Annotated in this window: 25 protein-coding genes; 3 read left to right on the top strand and 22 right to left on the bottom strand. The window is 38.1% G+C overall.

What is annotated here, in order from left to right; genetic code table 11:
* Nucleotide 1: 1 nt before the first annotated feature.
* From rpsS to rpsJ, 6 genes are read right to left on the bottom strand one after another with little or no spacing between them, the layout of a single operon-like run.
* Nucleotides 2–277, bottom strand: a complete 276-nt coding sequence (gene rpsS, locus IBX42_RS04785; RefSeq protein WP_294929613.1) for a 30S ribosomal protein S19 — start codon at nucleotides 275–277, stop codon at nucleotides 2–4.
* Nucleotides 278–281: 4 nt separating this feature from the next.
* The gene (gene rplB, locus IBX42_RS04780) at nucleotides 282–1,121 is read right to left on the bottom strand and encodes a 50S ribosomal protein L2 (RefSeq protein WP_294929610.1); all 840 of its coding nucleotides are present in this window, start codon (nucleotides 1,119–1,121) and stop codon (nucleotides 282–284) included.
* Nucleotide 1,122: 1 nt separating this feature from the next.
* The gene (locus IBX42_RS04775) at nucleotides 1,123–1,404 is read right to left on the bottom strand and encodes a 50S ribosomal protein L23 (protein ID WP_294929607.1); all 282 of its coding nucleotides are present in this window, start codon (nucleotides 1,402–1,404) and stop codon (nucleotides 1,123–1,125) included.
* Nucleotides 1,404–2,018, bottom strand: coding sequence for a 50S ribosomal protein L4 (gene rplD, locus IBX42_RS04770; protein ID WP_294929603.1), 615 nt, complete (start codon nucleotides 2,016–2,018; stop codon nucleotides 1,404–1,406). The genes IBX42_RS04775 and rplD overlap by 1 nt, the downstream gene beginning before the upstream one ends.
* A complete protein-coding gene (gene rplC, locus IBX42_RS04765) occupies nucleotides 2,018–2,593 on the bottom strand; it encodes a 50S ribosomal protein L3 (RefSeq protein ID WP_294929600.1) in 576 nt (191 codons plus the stop codon). Before rplC ends, rplD begins: the two co-directional genes overlap by 1 nt.
* Before the next feature lie 9 nt (nucleotides 2,594–2,602).
* A complete protein-coding gene (gene rpsJ, locus IBX42_RS04760) occupies nucleotides 2,603–2,914 on the bottom strand; it encodes a 30S ribosomal protein S10 (protein ID WP_294929597.1) in 312 nt (103 codons plus the stop codon).
* Nucleotides 2,915–3,070: 156 nt separating this feature from the next.
* On the opposite strand from rpsJ, the gene IBX42_RS04755 reads away from it, so the two are divergent.
* Together IBX42_RS04755 and IBX42_RS04750 are read left to right on the top strand one after the other, a co-directional pair.
* On the top strand, nucleotides 3,071–4,135 hold the full coding sequence (locus IBX42_RS04755) for an ATP-binding protein (protein WP_294929594.1): 1,065 nt from the start codon (nucleotides 3,071–3,073) through the stop codon (nucleotides 4,133–4,135).
* Nucleotides 4,136–4,699, top strand: coding sequence for a ribonuclease HII (locus tag IBX42_RS04750; RefSeq protein ID WP_294929591.1), 564 nt, complete (start codon nucleotides 4,136–4,138; stop codon nucleotides 4,697–4,699). It begins immediately after the preceding gene.
* A gap of 318 nt (nucleotides 4,700–5,017) precedes the next feature.
* Here IBX42_RS04750 and IBX42_RS04745 read toward each other — a convergent pair whose 3' ends face one another.
* The 16 genes from IBX42_RS04745 to IBX42_RS04670 form a co-directional block, all read right to left on the bottom strand.
* A complete protein-coding gene (locus IBX42_RS04745) occupies nucleotides 5,018–5,920 on the bottom strand; it encodes a DUF302 domain-containing protein (protein ID WP_294929588.1) in 903 nt (300 codons plus the stop codon).
* 23 nt (nucleotides 5,921–5,943) lie between these two features.
* Nucleotides 5,944–6,378, bottom strand: a complete 435-nt coding sequence (locus IBX42_RS04740; protein ID WP_294929586.1) for a DsrE family protein — start codon at nucleotides 6,376–6,378, stop codon at nucleotides 5,944–5,946.
* A gap of 88 nt (nucleotides 6,379–6,466) precedes the next feature.
* Nucleotides 6,467–6,850, bottom strand: coding sequence for a thioredoxin fold domain-containing protein (locus tag IBX42_RS04735; protein WP_294929583.1), 384 nt, complete (start codon nucleotides 6,848–6,850; stop codon nucleotides 6,467–6,469).
* Nucleotides 6,851–6,941: 91 nt separating this feature from the next.
* Nucleotides 6,942–8,438, bottom strand: a complete 1,497-nt coding sequence (locus IBX42_RS04730; protein WP_294929580.1) for an OprD family outer membrane porin — start codon at nucleotides 8,436–8,438, stop codon at nucleotides 6,942–6,944.
* A gap of 31 nt (nucleotides 8,439–8,469) precedes the next feature.
* On the bottom strand, nucleotides 8,470–10,233 hold the full coding sequence (gene soxB / locus IBX42_RS04725; RefSeq protein WP_294929577.1) for a thiosulfohydrolase SoxB: 1,764 nt from the start codon (nucleotides 10,231–10,233) through the stop codon (nucleotides 8,470–8,472).
* Nucleotides 10,234–10,242: 9 nt separating this feature from the next.
* Nucleotides 10,243–11,013 carry a sulfur oxidation c-type cytochrome SoxA gene (gene soxA / locus IBX42_RS04720; protein WP_294929574.1) on the bottom strand — a complete coding sequence of 257 codons (771 nt, stop codon included), beginning with the start codon at nucleotides 11,011–11,013 and terminating at the stop codon, nucleotides 10,243–10,245.
* A gap of 3 nt (nucleotides 11,014–11,016) precedes the next feature.
* On the bottom strand, nucleotides 11,017–11,352 hold the full coding sequence (gene soxZ / locus IBX42_RS04715; RefSeq protein WP_294929571.1) for a thiosulfate oxidation carrier complex protein SoxZ: 336 nt from the start codon (nucleotides 11,350–11,352) through the stop codon (nucleotides 11,017–11,019).
* A gap of 285 nt (nucleotides 11,353–11,637) precedes the next feature.
* A complete protein-coding gene (gene soxY, locus IBX42_RS04710) occupies nucleotides 11,638–12,108 on the bottom strand; it encodes a thiosulfate oxidation carrier protein SoxY (protein WP_294929568.1) in 471 nt (156 codons plus the stop codon).
* Between the two features lie 15 nt (nucleotides 12,109–12,123).
* Entirely contained in the window at nucleotides 12,124–12,648 is a 525-nt protein-coding gene (gene soxX / locus IBX42_RS04705; protein WP_294929566.1) for a sulfur oxidation c-type cytochrome SoxX, read from the bottom strand.
* A gap of 69 nt (nucleotides 12,649–12,717) precedes the next feature.
* Nucleotides 12,718–13,905 (bottom strand): HAMP domain-containing sensor histidine kinase, encoded by a 1,188-nt coding sequence (locus tag IBX42_RS04700; protein WP_294929564.1) that lies wholly within the window; start codon nucleotides 13,903–13,905, stop codon nucleotides 12,718–12,720.
* Nucleotides 13,895–14,548, bottom strand: coding sequence for a response regulator transcription factor (locus tag IBX42_RS04695; protein ID WP_294929561.1), 654 nt, complete (start codon nucleotides 14,546–14,548; stop codon nucleotides 13,895–13,897). Before IBX42_RS04695 ends, IBX42_RS04700 begins: the two co-directional genes overlap by 11 nt.
* Nucleotides 14,545–15,639 carry a cache domain-containing protein gene (locus tag IBX42_RS04690; protein WP_294929558.1) on the bottom strand — a complete coding sequence of 365 codons (1,095 nt, stop codon included), beginning with the start codon at nucleotides 15,637–15,639 and terminating at the stop codon, nucleotides 14,545–14,547. The genes IBX42_RS04695 and IBX42_RS04690 overlap by 4 nt, the downstream gene beginning before the upstream one ends.
* A gap of 17 nt (nucleotides 15,640–15,656) precedes the next feature.
* Nucleotides 15,657–16,121, bottom strand: coding sequence for a DsrE family protein (locus IBX42_RS04685; RefSeq protein ID WP_294929556.1), 465 nt, complete (start codon nucleotides 16,119–16,121; stop codon nucleotides 15,657–15,659).
* Between the two features lie 76 nt (nucleotides 16,122–16,197).
* Nucleotides 16,198–17,409: a gephyrin-like molybdotransferase Glp gene (glp, locus tag IBX42_RS04680; RefSeq protein ID WP_294929553.1), complete on the bottom strand. Its 1,212-nt coding sequence runs from the start codon at nucleotides 17,407–17,409 to the stop codon at nucleotides 16,198–16,200.
* 149 nt (nucleotides 17,410–17,558) lie between these two features.
* Entirely contained in the window at nucleotides 17,559–17,996 is a 438-nt protein-coding gene (locus tag IBX42_RS04675) for a molybdenum cofactor biosynthesis protein MoaE (RefSeq protein WP_294929550.1), read from the bottom strand.
* 3 nt (nucleotides 17,997–17,999) lie between these two features.
* Complete coding sequence (locus IBX42_RS04670) at nucleotides 18,000–18,221, bottom strand: MoaD/ThiS family protein (RefSeq protein ID WP_294929547.1); 222 nt, start codon at nucleotides 18,219–18,221, stop codon at nucleotides 18,000–18,002.
* Between the two features lie 95 nt (nucleotides 18,222–18,316).
* Between IBX42_RS04670 and IBX42_RS04665 the strand changes: the two genes are divergently transcribed.
* The gene (locus IBX42_RS04665; protein WP_294929544.1) at nucleotides 18,317–18,985 is read left to right on the top strand and encodes an MqnA/MqnD/SBP family protein; all 669 of its coding nucleotides are present in this window, start codon (nucleotides 18,317–18,319) and stop codon (nucleotides 18,983–18,985) included.
* The last annotated feature ends 320 nt before the right edge of the window (nucleotides 18,986–19,305 follow it).

Below are 19,305 nucleotides of genomic sequence, written 5' to 3'. Positions count from 1 at the left end.
ATTAACCTTTCTTCTGTACAGAGCCCTTATGGCCCTTAAATGTACGAGTCGGTGCAAATTCACCTAATTTATAACCAATATGGTTTTCTGATACATATACAGGTACAAATTGACGTCCATTATGAACGTTAAAAGTCAAGCCGACCATGTCAGGTAGAACCATACTTCTACGAGACCAAGTTTTGATAGGTTTTTTATTACCTTCAGCTTTGGCTGCAACTACTTTCTTCATCAAATGATCATCAACAAATGGACCTTTTTTTACACTTCTTGCCATTTTACTACCTCTTCGGATTAGATTTACGGCGAGTAATAATAAGTTTATCACTTGCTTTTTTACGACGAGTTTTTGAACCCTTCGTTGGTTTACCCCATGGAGTAACTGGATGACGACCTGAGTTCGTTTTACCTTCACCACCACCGTGCGGGTGATCGATTGGGTTCATCGCAGAACCACGAGTTTGAGGACGAATACCCATATGGCGAGAACGACCTGCTTTTGCTATTACAATGTTGTTGTACTCTTCATTTCCAACAACACCCACAGTAGCCATACACTCACCAAGTACTAAACGCATCTCAGACGAAGGCATACGAAGTGAAACATACTTGCCGTCACGACCCATAATTTGAGCGCTAGTTCCAGCTGAACGAACCATCTGTCCGCCTTTGCCGACTTTTAGCTCAACATTGTGGACCAATGTACCGACAGGTATATTCATTAGCTTCATTGCATTACCCGGTTTTACGTCTAATCCAGACTCTGCTGACATTACAGCATCGCCTACATTTAAATTCTTTGGTAAAAGAATATATCTCTTCTCACCGTCTGCGTATGTCACAAGTGCTATACGGCAGTTACGGTATGGATCATACTCAACTGTACTAACAGCACCGGGAATACCGAATTTATTTCTTTTGAAATCAATAATACGGTAAAGTTTTTTCGCACCGGCTTCTCTATGACGAGATGTAATACGCCCGTTGTTGTTACGTCCAGCGTGAGCAGGAAGTTTTACAAGCAGTGAACGTACACTAGCTTTTGCAGTTATGTCGCCACTGTCAACATTTGTATAAAAACGACGAGACGGAGTTATCGGTCTATAAGTTTTAATTGCCATGTTAAACCGCCAAACTTTCTATTTGTGCACCCTCAGGTAACTTCACATAAAACTTTTTAAAGTCATTTTGCTTGCCTGACATGCCACGGAATTTTTTTGTTTTTCCGTTTTGATTCAATGAGTTTACTCTTGAAGGAATTATTCCAAAGTACTCACGAAAAACCTCTTTAAGACCGTTCTTAGTCATACGCGGAGATGTTTGAACAACGATTATTCCATCTTCTTGCATGCCAAGTGTTTTCTCTGTATAGAGTATAGATTTAATATCTGTAATATCTGCCATTATTTAGCCTCACCTACAAGATTTTCCCATACCGCTTTTTCGATCACTAGTGAACGATAATTTGCAGCTAAATAAGCATTTAATTCATTCTCTTCAATTACATAAGTACTTGAGATATTTTCAAATGCTAAATAAGTTTTTTCATCTAATATCGTCTTTACAAAAAGCGTATCTCTTTGATTTAACGCTTTAAACATTGCCACAGCATCTTTTGTTTTACCTGATGCGATTTCAATACTATCCACGATGAATAAACTGCCGTTTTGTGCATGTTCTGCTAAAGCAAAGTTTAGAGCAAGTTTTTTTTGCTTCTTATTTACTTTAAGATCATAGTTACGGTTGTTACTAGGACCGAATGCTTTACCACCACCTACAAATATAGGTGAACGACGTGAACCGGCACGAGCACGCCCGCCGCCTTTTTGAGCCCATGGCTTCTTGCCGCCGCCTCTAACTTGTGCACGAGTAAGTGCTGTTGCACTGTTAGCTCTTTGAGCTGCTTGTGCAGACTTTACGTACAGGTATAAGTTATGAGGATTAATTCCGGAGAAACTCTCCGGCAAAGCTAACTCAGAAGCTTTTTCCATTTTTTCATTTAGAACTATTGCGCTCATTATCTAGCTACCTTTACACGACCTAAAGAACCGTTAGCTCCAGAAACTGAACCAGAAACCGCAATGATTCTGTTTTCAGCATCAAAAGAAACTATCTCATTCTTAACACTATTTTGTGTATTACCGTATTGTCCAGGCATTTTCTTGCCCTTCATAACACGACCTGGCCACTCTGCATTACCGATAGAACCTGTTCTGCGACCAAATCTATGACCGTGAGATGCAGGACCACCGGAGAAATTCCAACGTTTCATTGCACCTGAAAAACCGCGACCTTTAGTAGTAAATGTAGCTTTTACAACTTTAGCTTCTGCCAAAGGTGTTAAATCTAAATCTCCTGCTTCAGTATTTGCTACTTCTAAAGTAACAAAACGGTTGAATTCAGATGAAATGCTGTATTTCTTTTGCTGACCTTCAATTGCCTTATTCATTTTTTTACCGCTCTTGTAAGCTACAATTGCGCCACTTTCATTAACTTCACAGACCTTAGCGTCTAAAACTCTTAAAAGAGTAACAGGCTTACTAGGAACTGAGATAGTACGGCTCATACCGATTTTTTCAACAATATATTCCATGATGACCTCCTACTTATCCATAGAGCGAACTTCAACGTCCACTTCAGGTGCAAGATCTAGTTTCATTAATGAATCTACAGTTTCCGGCGTTGCAGAAACAATATCTATTACTCTAGCGTGTGTACGAATTTCGAACTGTTCGCGTGAGCTTTTATTGATATGCGGAGATTTCAATACAGTGTATTTACGAATCTTTGTTGGTAAAGGTATCGGACCACGAATTACCGCGCCTGTACGCTTAACAGCCTCTACGATTGATGCTACAGATCTATCAAGTACACGATGATCATAAGCTTTCAATTTTAATCGAATTTTTTCCATGTTTTTCCTTCTAAAGAACTCGTCAGGTCTCGCCTAACTATGTTAAGAGAGCGGAATTGTATCCAAACTATCTCAATAATTCAAGCAAATATGGGTCAAAAACTGAAATTAGTGTAAATTTATTTCCTTTTAATAAGGAAGTGGTAATATTGCAACATGGAAATTTTACTAGAAGAGTTATACAAAACCGATATATACGTGGACAAGTTTCATTTTAGAAAAGTGTTTTTGGATAGTTTTAGCTATCAGATAAACGGTATAACGCAGAGCGGAAAAACAAAAATTGTAAAAAATTATCTTTTAGGGCTTAAGAAAAACAGTTATCTCTATATAAATTGCAGGGATTTGCGTATTGAGATAGATGCTCTCAACAGTGTGCTTCAAAATTTTTGCACCCAGAACCAGATTGCAACGCTTGTTCTTGACAACTATATAGATGATATAAAAATCGTAAACGTTCCGCAGCTCATACTGTGCAGTGAGACGCACCATGATATGGAATTTTTAAAGAGCATAAGAGTCTATCCGCTTGATTATGAGGAGTTTTTAGCCTATGAGCACAAATACGACTCAAGTGCGCTAAACCACTTTTTGCAGCTCGGCGGATTTCCTTTTATGCATAAAGTAAACAGTGACGAGAGAGTCTACCACTTACAAAAAGCGTTAAAAGATACGCTGGATGAAAAAGAGCTTGAAATACTCATTTTTTGCGCAAAGATGATGACGCAGAAGATCTCTCCCTACTCTATATATGAGAGGCTCAAGCAGACACAAAAGATCTCAAAAGACAAACTATACAAATCTTTTGATGAGCTATGCGAAAAAGGGTACATTCATCAGATGCAAAAAGCAGACCATCCAAAGGCAATAAGAAAAATATACCTCTGCGACATCTCTTTAAAATCTGCGCTCACAATTGAGAAACATTTCGGCAGACTCTTTGAAAATATGATATATTTAGAGTTACTAAAATCTGGCAGAGATTGCTTCTATGATGATGGAGTGGATTTTTACATTCCTGATGAGAGCGAAGTTGTTTTAGCAACACCGTTTGCAGATGAGAGAGCTCTTTTTAAAAAGATAGAGGCGATTGAATCATTTATTATAAGATATCAGGTTAAGAAAATAACGGCTGTCACCATGAGCAAAGAGGGGAGCGTCAACCACCCCTTTTCTCGGATTGAGATGGTTCCGTTTGATATTTGGGCGCTAGGAGATTAGATGGGCAGAGTAGGAAAATTGTGCGGGATAGATGAAGCGGGTCGCGGTCCCATTGCAGGAGATCTGGTTGTTGCGGGGTGTATTTTGACATCATTTGTAGATGGGCTGCAGGACTCTAAAAAGCTGAGTGAAAAAAAGAGGGAGTCGCTCTATGAGAGTATCACTAAAAACTCTCTCTATCATATAGTAAAATTTTCTGCGGCTCAAATTGATAAAGACGGCTTATCGCTGTGCATGAAAAGCGCTCTGCGGGAGATAATGCAAACACTTACATGTAGAGAGTATCTCTTTGATGGAAACTCAAATTTTGGAATAAACGAACTTCCTACTATGATAAAAGCGGATGGAAAAGTTCCTGAGGTGAGTGCCGCTTCAATACTAGCAAAAGTGACACATGACAGAAACATCATAAAAGATGCACAAAAATACCCCGAGTATCAGTTTGAAAAGCACAAGGGGTATGGCACTGCTCTGCATATAGAGCTTATAAAAAAACATGGTTACTGCGACATTCACAGAAGAAGCTACAAGCTAAAAGCGCTTGAGAAAACGCTTTTTGACTAAAGCCTTAAAACTTTTTAGAGCTGACCTCTTTGAGTGTTTTTTGCGACATCTCATCAAGCTCTATGGCAATCGCTTCTATCTCATGAAGACTTTTTTGAGTATTCTCTGCAAGTTTGCGCATATTTGTGATTTAAAGTAGTTCAAAACAAAAAAACAGCCTAAAAGAAGAACAAAAGATATAGTAATAATAAGAGTAGTGATTTTTTTCCAACCGTCATTTTTTGGTCTTTTTCATCATCGTGTGGAATACTATTGTTCTTTTGCCTAATCTCTTTAAGGGCTCCATATGAGCCCAATACATTGAAATGTAATCAAAGTTTATTCTACTACCTCTGCCAATATACTTTCAAACTGCTCTTGAGCTTTAAGCAGTACATCAACTCCATCACTATCGTTTACAAGAGCGCTGCTTATCCAGTTATATACAGAGGGAAATTCTAAAACAATTTTATCTTCATCTTTTTTCTTATATATTGCCAATGTACATGGTGCAAAAGCTGCAGCATCAGGATTTGTTAATGCAACCGTATAAATGACCGGCAGCTTGCAGATAGAGTAACCTTCATAAAAATCATACGGTGAATTATCCATATGTTCATTTAGATCCAACTTGCCCGCTACAACAAAACCATAAAGACTCAGCCCATTATCAAGAGTTAAGAAAAGATTCTCTTTAGCAGTCACCACATCCTCATCAGTCTCCAGCTCATACTTTGTTATAAGCTCTCTCTCCTCTTGCAACGCATTTGGACTAAGTTTATGTTTTGCATTTGGCAAAATCTTTTTAAGCGTTGAGAGAACTTCACCCTCAAGTTTTTTTATGAGCTCATCATCAAATCCCATTATTTTTTTCAGCGAATCCGATGTTAGGACACTTACATGTAAAGTATCCTCTTTTTTGTCTTGATATATTCCGACACCAAGTGGTGTAAATATCCCCGCATCAGGATACTTTTTTACAAGATCAAAAGATATCTTCTCATGGTAGATAGTCATAAGTGTAAATATCTTAAATTTCGTCTCTTTAAACTGCGTTGTAAACGGTTTTATCATATCACTGTTTACTGCTATGCCAAAGCCGTTTTGTACAAACCCTTGCTCAATTTTTTGCGGTGTTATTGCACCATCTTTATTTTCAACTTCAAAAAGGTGCAAATCACCATTTGCACTGAGTGCCGTTACCATTAAAACACTCATTATAAAAACATATATTTTCTTCATCTATTATCCTTTATTTTCTTTACTTAGGGAGCTATGTATATCCAGCCCTCTTTTACCCGCTCCATCATCTCAACGATTCCAGCCGTTACAATCTCTACATCATCAACCAGTGCTTCTTCTTTTATATTTTTTGTCCGCATTGTATTGCCGCATGCGACAAACTCCACATCAAGCTGCATAAGCGCACTGATACGCTTTGAAGTCTCTACTTCACTCTTAAGAAGCGATTTAATACCATGATAATATGCCACTATACGCATTTTTACGTTTTCAGGACCATAAAATTTAAGCACATTATTCGCTGCACTAAGCACATGGTTTATCTCTTCATCATCCGCACTTTTGATAGAAAAAACTATCTTTCTTGGCTCTAAAATATTTGGTTTTGGCTCAGCAAAAACAGTATCTGCATACAAAACATTAGCTATAAGCAAAAACATTACAATAAATTTTGCCATTAGGGCTCCTACTAATAAATCTCATATAATCTGAACAAAGTCCAGATTATATTCAGTCACTAAAGACTTGCCTTCCGGCAAGAAGGAGTCATTTTGACTCCTTAATATTTTTTATCAATGATTTAAAATCATCGATATTCCAAGATCCCGGTATCATTTTTATAATCTTTTGGTCTTTATTAACAAAATAAAAGGACGGAGTCATTGATACGCTTATATCTAAAGGCAACTCATCTATATCCAAGTTTAATTTTACAGGGATAAAACGCTCCTGAATCCACTCTGACATCTCTTTGTCATCAAAAACATCTTTATGCATGTTTATACAGTAACGGCAATTTGTTCTTTCAATATATATCATAACTATTTTTGAACTTTTCTGCTGCACTTTTTTTGCTTCTTCATAATCCTGCCAGTCAACTCCAAAAAGAGAAACAAAACAAAATATCAAAGAAAAAATAATCTTTTTCATAAAAACACTCACTTATATTGGGCTGTTTTGGCTGCCTATAAAAGCAGGAGAGTAAAAATAAGCAACTCAAAACAGCCCTATCTTTTTTCTTTTAGAAAAGGTAGTTTAATTCAAAACGGTATTCGTTATATGAGTCTTTGTCGACACCGTCAGCTACTCTCTCGTCTGCATCTACAAATGCCATACGAATCTTTGCGTCAAAAGTCGGGGTAAACTGTTTGCGAAGGTCTATATGCAGAATATTGCTATCAGCTTGAACGCCTCCTGCTTGCTTATCTTCATCAAAATCCTGCATTGCATATCTCGCCAATGCGCTAAATCCGTCTAAAATTTTTGCCTTGCCAAAATCGTAGTAAACCTCTGCAGAAGCTGTTTTTGTATCTGCTCTCCAGTTGTACTGCGCCATAGCACGCGTATATCCGCCTGTAGGAAAACCTCTCCATGGTGCGACTATATCCGCTTCATCGGCAACAGCCGAATAAGCGACTTGAACTTTTAAGATTCCATCTGTCAAAACAAGGCGCGCCATGGTTAAAGATGAATCTAAATCAAATCTATCTTTATATCCCAAATTTGTTGTAGGGTTTTTGTCCATAGCCAAACCGCCGCTCAAACTTGCTCCACCGATTTCACCGGCACCGTTATCAAACTGTTGCATATGACGAACACCTGGAGTTAAAGAGAGTTTATCCCCTAATTTGATTTTGTAGTTTAACTCTCCTGTGAGTGAAGAGAGCAGACCCGGTACGGAACCGTATGTTACATCTACTACAAGATTGTCGATTGACTTGTTTTTCAAATCTACAACTACAAGTTCGTTCTCCTCCTTACCATGTGCACTGAGGTTTGTATAATTGAGTCCTTTATGAACCGCAGCATCGTCATTGTTGTTCCAGCTCTCACCTGAAGAGTCTTTAAAAGTTAAAACATCATGGAAAGTCGTATGGTCTCTTAGTTTTTGAGAGTTAAAATAGGCTCCGCGAATGGTCGTCTTTGGAATCTCATTTATTGTAACTGTATAACCCTCAAACGTATTTGGAATCATCTTTGTATCGTTCGACTTTGTTAAGAACGACTCAAATATTTGACGACCTACCTTAAATGATGTTTTAGAGACATCGTACTGAATATATGCCTGTGCCAAAACTGCCATCGACCAGTCACCGCTTGTTTTTACATTGTAACGGCTAAATGTATCTTTCCCCGCCTTAACACTGCCCACATCTGCATCATCTTCACGAAGAGAAGAGAACGGATTGTTCGCATAGTAAAGACCTGCCGTAGCACTTAGCCCATGAAGCGGAGCCGTTTTGTAAATCATGCTTCCGCCGATACCAAATGCTTTGTTGTCGTCGTTTACCTGATCATTTTTCCAGTCCCATCTAAAAGCATTGGTTCTTAAACGACCGTAAAATATACCTTTTGTAAAAGCATCACTAAGATTATCAACACTACTTGGAAGGGTTTTATACACTTCCATCATGTTATTTTTTAAAACTCTTTTTGGTTGTGTATCATCTGCAAAAACACTACTTGCCAAAAGTGAAACTACCACAGCAGTTGCTGCGCTTATCTTTATCATCATCATGTTAAATCCTTCGTATTTTTAAGTTCATTGCTTAATTGCAGCTTGTCTGACCCTTTGGAGGGCATCCACATGAATAATCAACAACTCTTACGTTACCCTCATTACTTACATCTACTACTTTTTTACGCTTGATATAATCTCTTGTAACATCATATACTGCTCTGATCTTATCTTTTTGAAGATTTTCTCCTGCATTTTGCAGATTCCCGCCCCATGATGAAACAATGTAAGTTTTCTTCAAATCTATCGGTTTGCCGCCAATTTTAAGATTTGATATACGCTTGCCCGTAGAATTACCTACCGTAATGTCATACGTCGCTCCGCCAAGCCGACTCATATCACCACCTTGCTGATAGAGCGGATTTTCATTAAATACGTTATCGGCAATGTCCTCTAAGAGTTTTGCTATCCTCTCGCCCTTTAACTCAAAAGTGTAGACGTTCGGATAGGTTATACCGCACATCTCATAAACATTATCCATTAAAATCTCTTCTCCCGCCAAAACGGTTGTTCCCCATCTATAACCAGGGGTAAAGGAGATATCACACTTCATCTCATCTATGATGGCATCATTGATAAGCTGATCAAATGTCGAGAAGAATGTATCTCTTTTGTAAAGAATATTTTTTGTTCTCCCAAGCACTTCATTCATCTCTGCTGCATAAGGTGCATAAAGCTCATCAACAAGCTTCTCACATTCAGTATCTGCGGGAATTATGTTAGATGCAATAGGAATAAGCTTGTACTCATAGTTATTTACCTTGCCGTCTTTGGCATCGATATCTAAACGTCCTATGTATTTTCCATGACTTCCCGCAATGGCTATAACCGTTCCGTTAATGATGATAGGCTTTGGAGATGGATCATGCGTGTGTCCGCTTAAAATAAAATCTATGCCATTCACCTTACGTGCCACTTCCTGATCCACGCTAAAACCGTCATGAGAGAGTACAACGACACAATCAACATTATGCTCATCTCTTAACTCATTTACATACTCTTGGAGTGTCTCTAAGCGAAGACCGAAACTCCACCCTTGTGTAAACTCTTTAGGGTTCGCGGTCGACGTAAAAGGAAACGACTGCCCGATGATGCCTATCTTTGCGCCGCCTCTCTCTTCTATAGTATAGGGTTCAAAAATCAACTCTTCGAAATCATCAGCGAAAGAGTCGTTTCCTACAACATTTTGAGAGATAAACTTTCCATCAAGCATCTCAATAAGCTCTCTTACGCGCTCTTTACCGTAAGTAAACTCCCAGTGTCCAACCATAACATCTACGCCTATATGGTTTTGTACCTTGACAATAGCTTCGCCCCTAGTCTTTAGTGCCACACCGGTACCTTGCCATGTATCGCCTGAATCCAAAAAGAGCACGTTATCCGCCCCTCTTGTTTTTCTTACATAGTCCAGTACTGTTTTTATGTGTGCCACACCACCCATTTTTCCGAACTTTTTAGCTAGTGTTTCAAAATCAACATGGGTATCAAAGTAAGCATCTAGTGAGCTCGGCTCTAAACCGTAGTGTTTTGCAAACGACTCGCCGCATAAAAAACCCGGTGTTCCGGTAAGATTTGGCGCAGAGATGAGCGTGGAAGGCTCTCTCCAGTAAAGCGGCTTTAAATGCGCATGTAAATCACACATATGAAGCAACGTAAAATTACCCGTATCTTTAAACGCATAAATATCTTTAAGCGATATTTGTGATGCCATTATTGGTGCGGCAGTTGCAGAAGTTGCAGCGCCTATCCCAAAAATCGCACAGATGTGCATAAAGTCTCTTCTTGAAATTTCCATCTTCTCTCCCTATCTCTTTAGGCCGGGCAGAGCGATAGCTGCACCCTTTGCCTCATGAGTAAAATATACTTCAAGTGCCGTCATCTCAGGCGAACCCAGAGGAATAACCGCAAGAAGTGCATTTTGCATACAGCCCTGAAATCTCTTTTGCAACGTTGCAAGATTTGACTTTGTCATTCTATACGCCGGCCATGTAGCAGCCGAAGCGTTTCCTTTTGCAGAGATATCCGGCAGCGGCTGCGTTCTCAGTATTCCTCCTACGACACCGGGATTATGACAGTTGTAGCATGAAAGACCTCTCCCGCCTCTTCTCGTATTAAACACCTCTTTGCCAAGAGCGTAAGCCTTTTTCATATGCGTATTTGCATTAATATCAATATTAATAGGCTGCTCGTTCGCAATCGACTTCACATAAGAGGAGATGTCAAACATATCAGAACTCTTAAGTGCATACGGCTTTTTGCCGCTATCATGCATAAATGCCTGAAGCATCTGATCAATGCTTACAACCATTTTAAATTTCTCAATATATCTCGGAAAACCTGCTAAATAAACGGGCAACTCATCTTCAGATAGCCCTAGATATTTAGCCAAAGCAGCCTCTGAGCCCATAGCATCTAAAAGCTCTGAGCCGTTGGCGAGCATCATGTCGGCAGGATTGTTTTCCATAAGCTCCTCATACATTGCACGATCTGCATCGCTCATGGCAAACTGCTCACTTGCAAAACTCAAAGATGAAGCAAGAGCAACACAAAGCGTTATTTGTAATATTTTTCTCATAGCTTATCCTTTTGGTTTAATTTTTATACTACTCTCTTCAACAGTGCCTTCATTGTCGGTAAATGTAACTTTTATAGTTCCCTCACCATCAACCTTCATGTAAGTAGTAAGTACAGGATTTACAGAAAGTGTCTCCCAAACATTCATATTTGTAAACACTTTGCCGTTATATTCAAATTTTACATTTTTAATATATTCAGCAGGTATGAATTTACCGGTTTTCTTGTCTTTTCTAAGCCCTGTTTCCATCGGGTGCATAACCATAAAACTAACTTTTACGATATCACCGTTTTTGAACTTATTTGGTTTTACCTTGATTAATGTTTTTCTCTTTGACATTTTATTTCCTTTTTATTTATTGATGTTACGCACTAAAACGAACGCGTCCGTTTTTCTAAAGAAACTTCGTTTTGTGGCAGGGACAAATGTCCCTACAACCCCCTAAAGCTACGAAAAGGGTACTTTTCGAGAAAATTAGAGGTATTTACGAACTTTTTTGCAAAAGTGCGTAAGGTCAGTTATTTATTTTTTACGCTAAGCACTATAGCCCTTTGGTCTCACCCGCACAATGCGGTAAAAAACCTCTTGTTATTTTTCATACAATCCAACAGATTTAAAAAATAATCAACCACATCCACCGATAGTTACTTTAACACTTTGAGAAGCTATAAGAAAAGTTCCGTTGCTTAACTCTACAAGTGCAGCTACCTCTTGCGTTTCACCAAGTTTTACACGTGTAGAGAGCATTGCTTTTCCGTTTGCTGGAGACAAGTGTGCATCAACACAGCGTGAATTGCCGTTTTTTGTAGCAAATATATGTATTGACTTTACATAATCATCTTCATTCATCGGATGATCAACCTCAACGGTTACGGGAACAACTGCACCGTTTTCTGCAATCTCAGGTACTTTTAATGCTATCTTTTTAGAAACCTCAGGAGTTTTTGAACCTGTTACGGCTGCTAAAGCCTCTTTGTATGAAAGCGCATTTGAACCTTTTGGTTTTTCATCTGCAGCAAAACTCATCGAAGGTGTTACAACAACAGCACTCGCCGCTGCTACACTTAATCCTCTTAAAAAATCTCTTCTTTGCATTTTTTATCCTTTTTTCTATTTTGTTGATAAGATATATGAAGTCATTTCACATATCTCTTTTTCATTAAAGAGTTTTGTTGTTAGATTTACGGTCATATTTGTATGCGGATTGTCAATCCTTGGATCTGCAATCTTCTGATACACATACTCGGTATCTCTAACACCTGTTTTTACGAATATTTGAGTATAGTTAGTTAGGTCAGGTCCTATATTTCCACCGCCTATCGCACCCTCTATATTGTGACATGCAACACAGTTTCCATACTGCTTATCTTTCCCGCTAGGCAGCTTTTTTCTTAAACCCTCAGGCGCACTCCCTTTTGCATTTCCCCCGTTAAGGTTATGAAACATGTATGAACCTCTAGCAATAGCTTTTGAATCACTCGTTACACACCCTTGAGGCATCTTGTTAACGCCCATAGGCGGCAGTAAATCTTCTTGAATTATCTTCGCTGCATCAGGAACCTCAATTACACTGCCATAATCGGCAGCAAAAATCGTTATTCCTAAAAGCAGTGACAATGTCAAACTCCTCTTCATTTAAGCTCCTTTTTTTTATTTCGGAGACAAGTTTAACAGCGGAGTATAAAATTTATGTAAAATTTAGTTTTATTGTTTAAATGTGGATGAATTGTTCACTAAAATGAGGTTTTTTGGAAACTTGTATGTAAAAGTCGTTCCTTTTTTCAGCTGAGACTCTACGCTTGCTTCGATATTTTCTTGTTTAATGATAGAGGCGACAATATTGAGCCCTATCCCAAACCCACCGGTTTGTCTGCTCTCTCTATAGTACCTTTGAAATATCTTCTCAACATCTTCTATGCCTATGCCGTAGTCCTTAAATGAGAGCAGACATTCGCCCTCTTCATTTAGCCTCATATTTACTTCTACGATATTTTGCTCATAGGAGTACTTTATAGCGTTTGATATATTGTTATCAACCACTCTTTGAAACTGTTTTGGGTTCATACTTATCTTTACACCATCTTGAAGCTCACTTTGTATTGTTATATTTTTCATGCATGCAACTTCACTAAAATACTCTATGCGCTCATTTAAAAACTTCTTTACATCAATATTTTCTCTCTCATACTCTATTTTGTCATGTTTAATAAGATACTCCATGTCATTGTAGATGTTTGAGAGCACTTTTGCAGATGCTTTAATCCTCTGCATGTACTTGTTTGTTCCATGTTTTCTGCTAAAGAGGTCAACATTGACATTAATGATAGCAAGAGGTGTATTTATCTCATGAATAGAGTCTTTTATAAACTCATCGAGCTTTTTATTTACCTCTTTAAATGGCTTGGCAAATCTATCCAAAAAGAGTATGCTCAGTAAAAATATAAGTGTTACGATGGAGAGAAGTATCAGCAAGGCTTTCTCATAAACTTCATAGTAAGAGAGCTGATTCTCCACCACAAGGTACTTTGCACCAAAATATCTATCTTGAGGAAGTGTCATAACATAATAGGCCCTATTATCTTCAACTTGATAACCCTCTATAAAGTATTTAATAGGCTCTTTTATAAGCGAGAAAATATCTTTTTGTCTAATATCATAAAGACCTGATTTGAATGTTTTAAATCTTGGGTACTCAAAATATTCATCATCCGAATTATGCTCTTGCATAAGCTTAATGATTAGAAGTGCTCTGTTTTTAAGTTCAAGCTCATTTTTTATATCATACACTTTTTTCATGTATGAAGTATAGATAAACAGCGGTGCAAGCAGGATTACAGCGACAAGCGCAGTATATATGTATGCGTAAATTATGGCATAACTTTTATCTCTCAATGATATATCCTAAACCTCTTCTGTTTTGTATGATTGCGTCGGGAAGTTTTTGTTTTAGGTTGTTTATCTGAACGCGGATTGCCGATGGCTCTACATAGTCGCCCCACACTTCATCTTGAAACATCTGCATAGAGACAACACTGTTTTTGTTCTTAATAAGCACTTCAAGAATATCTTTTTCAATCTTTCTAAGAATAATCTCTTCGCTCCCATGGCTTAGCTTGCCTTTTAACATGTCGTAAAAAACATCTTCGCCAAGTGAGATAAGTTCATCGTTTTGAAGATAAAAACTCTTTACCGCCTGCTTAATTCTAAGCTCTAACTCTAAGAGATCAAAAGGTTTGCGAATATAGTCACAGCACCCCTTTTTATACCCCTCGTTTAGGTTTTGCACATCTATCATGGATGTTAAAAAAATGGCAGGGATTTTAATCCCATCTTTGCGTATGCTTTGCAAAAGCTCAAACCCGTCCATTGAAGGGACATTGACATCTAAGAGAAGTAAATCATAAGATTTTGAGTAGATTGCATCATGTGCATCCATTCCATCGGCATAATCATCCACCTCATACTCCATATCTTCCAAAAACTCTTTTATGCTGATTCTGAGTGAAAATTCATCTTCGAGTAACAAAATCTTCATTTTATTTTTCCATCCACTTTTTTTATGATTTTTTGCTCTAAAACAAGCTCTATAAGCTCCTCTTTCGTATATTCGTTTAACTTCTCATACCCAAGTTTTATATATTCGTTTTGCATATTCACGGGCATCTCGTCTTTCATTGTCATAAGTGATTTTATATCCTCAAACTCTTTGACCCTAAGATCTTTTTGCTCATCTCTTACAACATCGTAAAGAGCTTTTTTTGTAAAGTTGATAAAAAATGAGGTTTCATCATTCTCCTCTTTGAAATACTCAAGATACCTCTTTGTTAGTACAAAAACAAAAAGTCCAATTGATTCGGAGTTGCCGTTTTTTATATTTTCGCAAAAAATATAGTTATCATCAAGAGCAAGCGCTTTGTTCACTTTAAGCTCCTGAAAATCAATTTTTCTAAGAAGGTCTATGTTGTTATGATTGTAGTTTCTATTTGCCATAATATACCTGTCAACGGTCTCATTGTTTTGCATAAAAACGGCTATATCGTAATACTTATCATCCATCAATACATAAAGATCAACCCCTATCTTTTTAAAAAAACTTGTTATGGAGTCAAAAAAACTTATAATCTCCACAAAGCCTAAAAGAGTCTCATCTCTATAAACAGGTACCGTGGTTTTAATGCTTAACATTCGTCCTGTCTCAATGGATGAGCGTGGAGTATTGTAAAAGCTGAAATATTGAAGGTCGCTTCTGAAATCTTCAAGCGGCATACCTGTGTAGACATCATCCCAGCTTCTTGCAAAGATATGGTAATCATGTGTTAGTATCTGAACTTTAATATCTTTTTGAGTGTAGTTTTTTATCTCTTGTGTGATTCCGGAGAGAATCTTATAGCCAAGATCCTCATCCTCATTTTCCAAAGCATCGACTAAAGCACTGTTTTTTGAGAGTGATATTGCCATCTTAAGCGCATCAATCTTCTCGTTTTTTATCTCAGACTCTAACGCCAATACAAATTTATCTAAGATGTAGCTGACGTTTTGCTTATCTATCGCATACCTAAACGAGAGAAGTATATATACCAATATGGCTATTATTACCAGAAATATAGGCAGGGCTTTATTTAACATAAAATTTTAGTACGACATTAATCTATTGGAACAAAAGCATATCCGTCATTTTGAGCATCGATAAGACCTATCATTGCACTTGGTATTACCTCTACAAACTCTAAAATATTCTCTTTTGCTATATTTCTGGCTTTCATGCCAACGCCGCACATTAAAAATTTGACACTGTATGTTTTTACAAGCGATGCGAGTCTCTCATGTATCTCTTTTGCTTTTGCCTGGAGTTTTTTATCCTCTTTGCATTTTGTTTTTGAGATATCTTTTACAAAAAACTTATACGCGCCTCCATGAACAATAACAACGATATCCAACTCTTTAAACACAGTTTGATAATGGGCATTATTAAATGCGATTCCCTTTATTAATCTTTTTTCAATCGTTGTCAGATCAGATGTCGTAAGATCAAAAACCGCCCTCTTAACATCACCGTCGGCATTTAAGAGTCCTAAAAAAAGAACCAAAACAAGAACAAACTTTTTCATTTTGACCTCACTATAAAAATTTTCTCAAAATAGAATATCATATCAATGTAAAATATGTATAAAATCAAACTTCAACTTAAAAGCTATCCACTAATATAACGTTTACATAAGTGCCTTGCTCCAAGTCTCCATCCTCTTCGCCTGCAATCATCAAAGCGCTTGAGTCGAGCATATTTGTGAGTATCGCCGAGCTTCCGACTTTTTTATCTTTAAAGTTTACAAAATACTCCCCGTCCTCTACGACAACGTTACAAGCGGTAAACTCAGTCAATCTGCTTCTTTTTGTAAACTTTTCGCTAAGTTTTGCCGCAACCGTTTTGTACGCACTTCTGCGCCCGAGCATTTTTGCAATCAACGGAAGAACATAAAGCATGGCAGTAACCGTCGATGAGTAGGCAAACCCGGGAAGCGCTAAGATAAACTTATCTTCTCTTTGCGCAACCATTATATGTTTGCCGGGTTTTATTGCCACACCTTTATATACCACTTCGGCGCCTATACGTGGTACTATATCTTTCACAAAGTCATAATCCCCTACGCTTACACCGCCTGTACTGACAAGAATATCAGCGCTTAAAAGAGCGTTTTGGAATGTCTCCATGATGCTCTCTCTATCGTCGCCTACTGTTCCGAGCTGAACGACATCTGCTCCCGCCTGTTCAAAAAGAGCCGCGAGAGTGTAGTTGTTTGAACTTCTAATCTGAGCGAGGTTCGTGCTGTTTACGCCAAGATCTAAAATCTCGCTTCCAGTTGAGATGACTGCAACACGCGGCTTTAGTGCAACTTTTACCATCACATTGTTAAGTGCTGCCATAACGCCAATCTCTGCAAAACCGATTTTTGTCCCTTTTTTTATAAGCACGTCTCCTGCTCTATACCCCTCGCCTATCGGACGAACCGCATTGCCAAGAGGAACGCTCTCGTTTATGATGATCTTTGCATTGTCTGCAGTAACGTTTTCTATCTGGATTAAAGTATCTGCTCCGTGAGGCATCATAGAACCTGTAAAAGTTTTGATGCACTCTCCGCTCTTTATAGTTCTCTTCTCATCACTTCCGGCAGGATTATCTCCGAGAATAGTTATGCTTTTGCTCTCTAAATCACTCTGCATAACGGCATAGCCATCCATTGAAGCGGTAGGAAACTGAGGGTCGTTAAACTCCGCAACGATATCTTCTGCCAAAACTCTTCCAAGAGATGAGCCAAGTGCCACATTCTCGGTTCTTGATGCGTTTACATATAATAGATCAAGCATATTTTGGCTTGTTTCGTAGGATAATAGACTCATTTTAAAAATCCTTAATTTTATTGCATAAAATGAAGGAGCCCTTCATTTATTAGCCCCGTTTAGGAACAAAGTCCCTAAACTCCGCTCACGCCGCTGTGGCGACTCATCGTGGAGAATGCCATTAGCTAGCATTCCTAAAAGTTCTTATTCTAAGATAATAATCCACTACCATTTATGGCTGTTGAGCGATCAAGCGCATAGACTCTTTTGCCGCCCTTTAAATCGTATTTCCAGATGGGAGCAGATGCTTTAAAATCCTCTACGAACTCATCTATAAACTCAAGTGCCACACGTCTTTTTGGAGAGAAAACTGCCGCTATGTATGAGGACTCATGTAGCATAACATCACCTCTTGAGTGCGCCATTTTTATAACCGCTCCCTTTGCTTCAGCCTTTTTCTGCCACGCCTCAAACCAAGAGTTTAGTATCGGCTCATAGATGTCAAAACTAAGACCTTCTATGTTGTCTTCGCTTCGAACGGTTCCGACAAAAGGGATATATGCGCCGTAGTTGCTTTTTGCTTCTTGCTCGTACCACTCTTTTAATATTTCAGGAACGTCAAGAGCTCCGTCATAAAGGTAAAGCATATCTTACCCTCCACAAACTGGTGGAAGAAGAGCGACTCTGTCACCGTCTTTTAGCACAACGTCTCTGCTGCTGACGAGCGTATCATTTACGGCAACTGCAGAATTTTCAAGCCACTCTTTCATGGACTCATCCTCTTGGAGTATTTTTGCCAACTCGTTTAAGTTTGTTATCTCTAACTCCAAAGGCTCTTTTTGTATTGGACCTAAAAATTCCACTCGTACCATAAAGACTGCTCCCAAAACTATTTTTTTATGCTGCGATTATATCAAAATAAGCTAAGGCATGTATAATTTCAGACTTAATATTTATGGAGAGCGCTTTGGTTTTTGGCAAAATAGAGTATTTAAATCTTTTACCTTTTCATGTCTTTATGAAGCGTTTTACAAAAAGTTCTCAACAGAGCATGAGCATGCAGTACTACAGAGGTGTTCCTGCAAAAACAAACCAAAAATTTATCTCAAGAAAGGTAGATGCAGCCTTCATCTCAAGCATCAGAGCAAAAGGGCAAAAACATGTAAACCTTGGGATTGTCGCAAAAAAAGAGGTGCTCAGCGTTTTAGTTATCCCTCATGAGAAAGATGTGAGCGACACAGAGTCAGAGACCTCAAACGTGCTTGCAAAAATCTTAAACATTCAAGGCGAAGTTCTTATTGGCGACAAAGCTCTGCGATACTATCTGCAGAACAAACCGCATACGGATTTGGCAAAAACATGGAGTGAAAAATACAAACTCCCTTTTGTTTTCGCACTTTTATGCTACCACAAAGAAAAAACGCTTTATAAAAAAATTGAAAAAAATTTCCTAAAAAGAAGAGTAAAAATCCCAAGGTATATTTTGGATGAAGCATCTAAGAGAACAAAAGTATCCCATCATGATATTTTAAACTACCTAAAACATATATCGTACGATGTAGACAAAAAAGCAAAAAAAGGGCTCGATAAGTTTTATAAAGAGGCAAAAAAGGTCAGTGTTAATTATCAAAGATAAGTTTTAGAAATATTGTATTTTAACGATGCTTCAGATGCAAGGATACTGAAGGCAACATAACCTAGTATTTGTGCTAAGCGTAGAATTTTCCCACTTTCCGACATATAAAATTGTATTGTCTGAATCCTTAATAAAAAGCGATTAAAACTGCTACTATTTCAAACCAAACAGAGGGTTATAAACCCACCAAAGATAAAAAGGTTTTGAAAAAAGTTAAAGAGTATCTTTTAGAACCACTTGCAGATTCCCACAAACAACCAATAATTTAACTCAACTTTCGCACCTAAATCCAAGCAATTCTTGAGTTGTGCTTCGTAGTG

This window comes from Sulfurimonas sp., from assembly GCF_014859695.1.
GTDB lineage: Bacteria > Campylobacterota > Campylobacteria > Campylobacterales > Sulfurimonadaceae > Sulfurimonas.
Note: the sequence above shows the minus strand (reverse complement) of the source record. Positions and strands in the feature narration are given on the sequence as shown.

Excerpts from the sequence above, each read along its gene's own strand:
- rpsS (WP_294929613.1), bottom strand. The coding sequence starts at position 277 with ATGGCAAGAAGTGTAAAAAAAGGTCCATTTGTTGATGATCATTTGATG.
- rplB (WP_294929610.1), bottom strand. The coding sequence starts at position 1,121 with ATGGCAATTAAAACTTATAGACCGATAACTCCGTCTCGTCGTTTTTAT.
- IBX42_RS04775 (WP_294929607.1), bottom strand. The coding sequence starts at position 1,404 with ATGGCAGATATTACAGATATTAAATCTATACTCTATACAGAGAAAACA.
- rplD (WP_294929603.1), bottom strand. The coding sequence starts at position 2,018 with ATGAGCGCAATAGTTCTAAATGAAAAAATGGAAAAAGCTTCTGAGTTA.
- rplC (WP_294929600.1), bottom strand. The coding sequence starts at position 2,593 with ATGGAATATATTGTTGAAAAAATCGGTATGAGCCGTACTATCTCAGTT.
- rpsJ (WP_294929597.1), bottom strand. The coding sequence starts at position 2,914 with ATGGAAAAAATTCGATTAAAATTGAAAGCTTATGATCATCGTGTACTT.
- IBX42_RS04755 (WP_294929594.1), top strand. The coding sequence starts at position 3,071 with ATGGAAATTTTACTAGAAGAGTTATACAAAACCGATATATACGTGGAC.
- IBX42_RS04750 (WP_294929591.1), top strand. The coding sequence starts at position 4,136 with ATGGGCAGAGTAGGAAAATTGTGCGGGATAGATGAAGCGGGTCGCGGT.
- IBX42_RS04745 (WP_294929588.1), bottom strand. The coding sequence starts at position 5,920 with ATGAAGAAAATATATGTTTTTATAATGAGTGTTTTAATGGTAACGGCA.
- IBX42_RS04740 (WP_294929586.1), bottom strand. The coding sequence starts at position 6,378 with ATGGCAAAATTTATTGTAATGTTTTTGCTTATAGCTAATGTTTTGTAT.
- IBX42_RS04735 (WP_294929583.1), bottom strand. The coding sequence starts at position 6,850 with ATGAAAAAGATTATTTTTTCTTTGATATTTTGTTTTGTTTCTCTTTTT.
- IBX42_RS04730 (WP_294929580.1), bottom strand. The coding sequence starts at position 8,438 with ATGATGATGATAAAGATAAGCGCAGCAACTGCTGTGGTAGTTTCACTT.
- soxB (WP_294929577.1), bottom strand. The coding sequence starts at position 10,233 with ATGGAAATTTCAAGAAGAGACTTTATGCACATCTGTGCGATTTTTGGG.
- soxA (WP_294929574.1), bottom strand. The coding sequence starts at position 11,013 with ATGAGAAAAATATTACAAATAACGCTTTGTGTTGCTCTTGCTTCATCT.
- soxZ (WP_294929571.1), bottom strand. The coding sequence starts at position 11,352 with ATGTCAAAGAGAAAAACATTAATCAAGGTAAAACCAAATAAGTTCAAA.
- soxY (WP_294929568.1), bottom strand. The coding sequence starts at position 12,108 with ATGCAAAGAAGAGATTTTTTAAGAGGATTAAGTGTAGCAGCGGCGAGT.
- soxX (WP_294929566.1), bottom strand. The coding sequence starts at position 12,648 with ATGAAGAGGAGTTTGACATTGTCACTGCTTTTAGGAATAACGATTTTT.
- IBX42_RS04695 (WP_294929561.1), bottom strand. The coding sequence starts at position 14,548 with ATGAAGATTTTGTTACTCGAAGATGAATTTTCACTCAGAATCAGCATA.
- IBX42_RS04690 (WP_294929558.1), bottom strand. The coding sequence starts at position 15,639 with ATGTTAAATAAAGCCCTGCCTATATTTCTGGTAATAATAGCCATATTG.
- IBX42_RS04685 (WP_294929556.1), bottom strand. The coding sequence starts at position 16,121 with ATGAAAAAGTTTGTTCTTGTTTTGGTTCTTTTTTTAGGACTCTTAAAT.
- glp (WP_294929553.1), bottom strand. The coding sequence starts at position 17,409 with ATGAGTCTATTATCCTACGAAACAAGCCAAAATATGCTTGATCTATTA.
- IBX42_RS04675 (WP_294929550.1), bottom strand. The coding sequence starts at position 17,996 with ATGCTTTACCTTTATGACGGAGCTCTTGACGTTCCTGAAATATTAAAA.
- IBX42_RS04670 (WP_294929547.1), bottom strand. The coding sequence starts at position 18,221 with ATGGTACGAGTGGAATTTTTAGGTCCAATACAAAAAGAGCCTTTGGAG.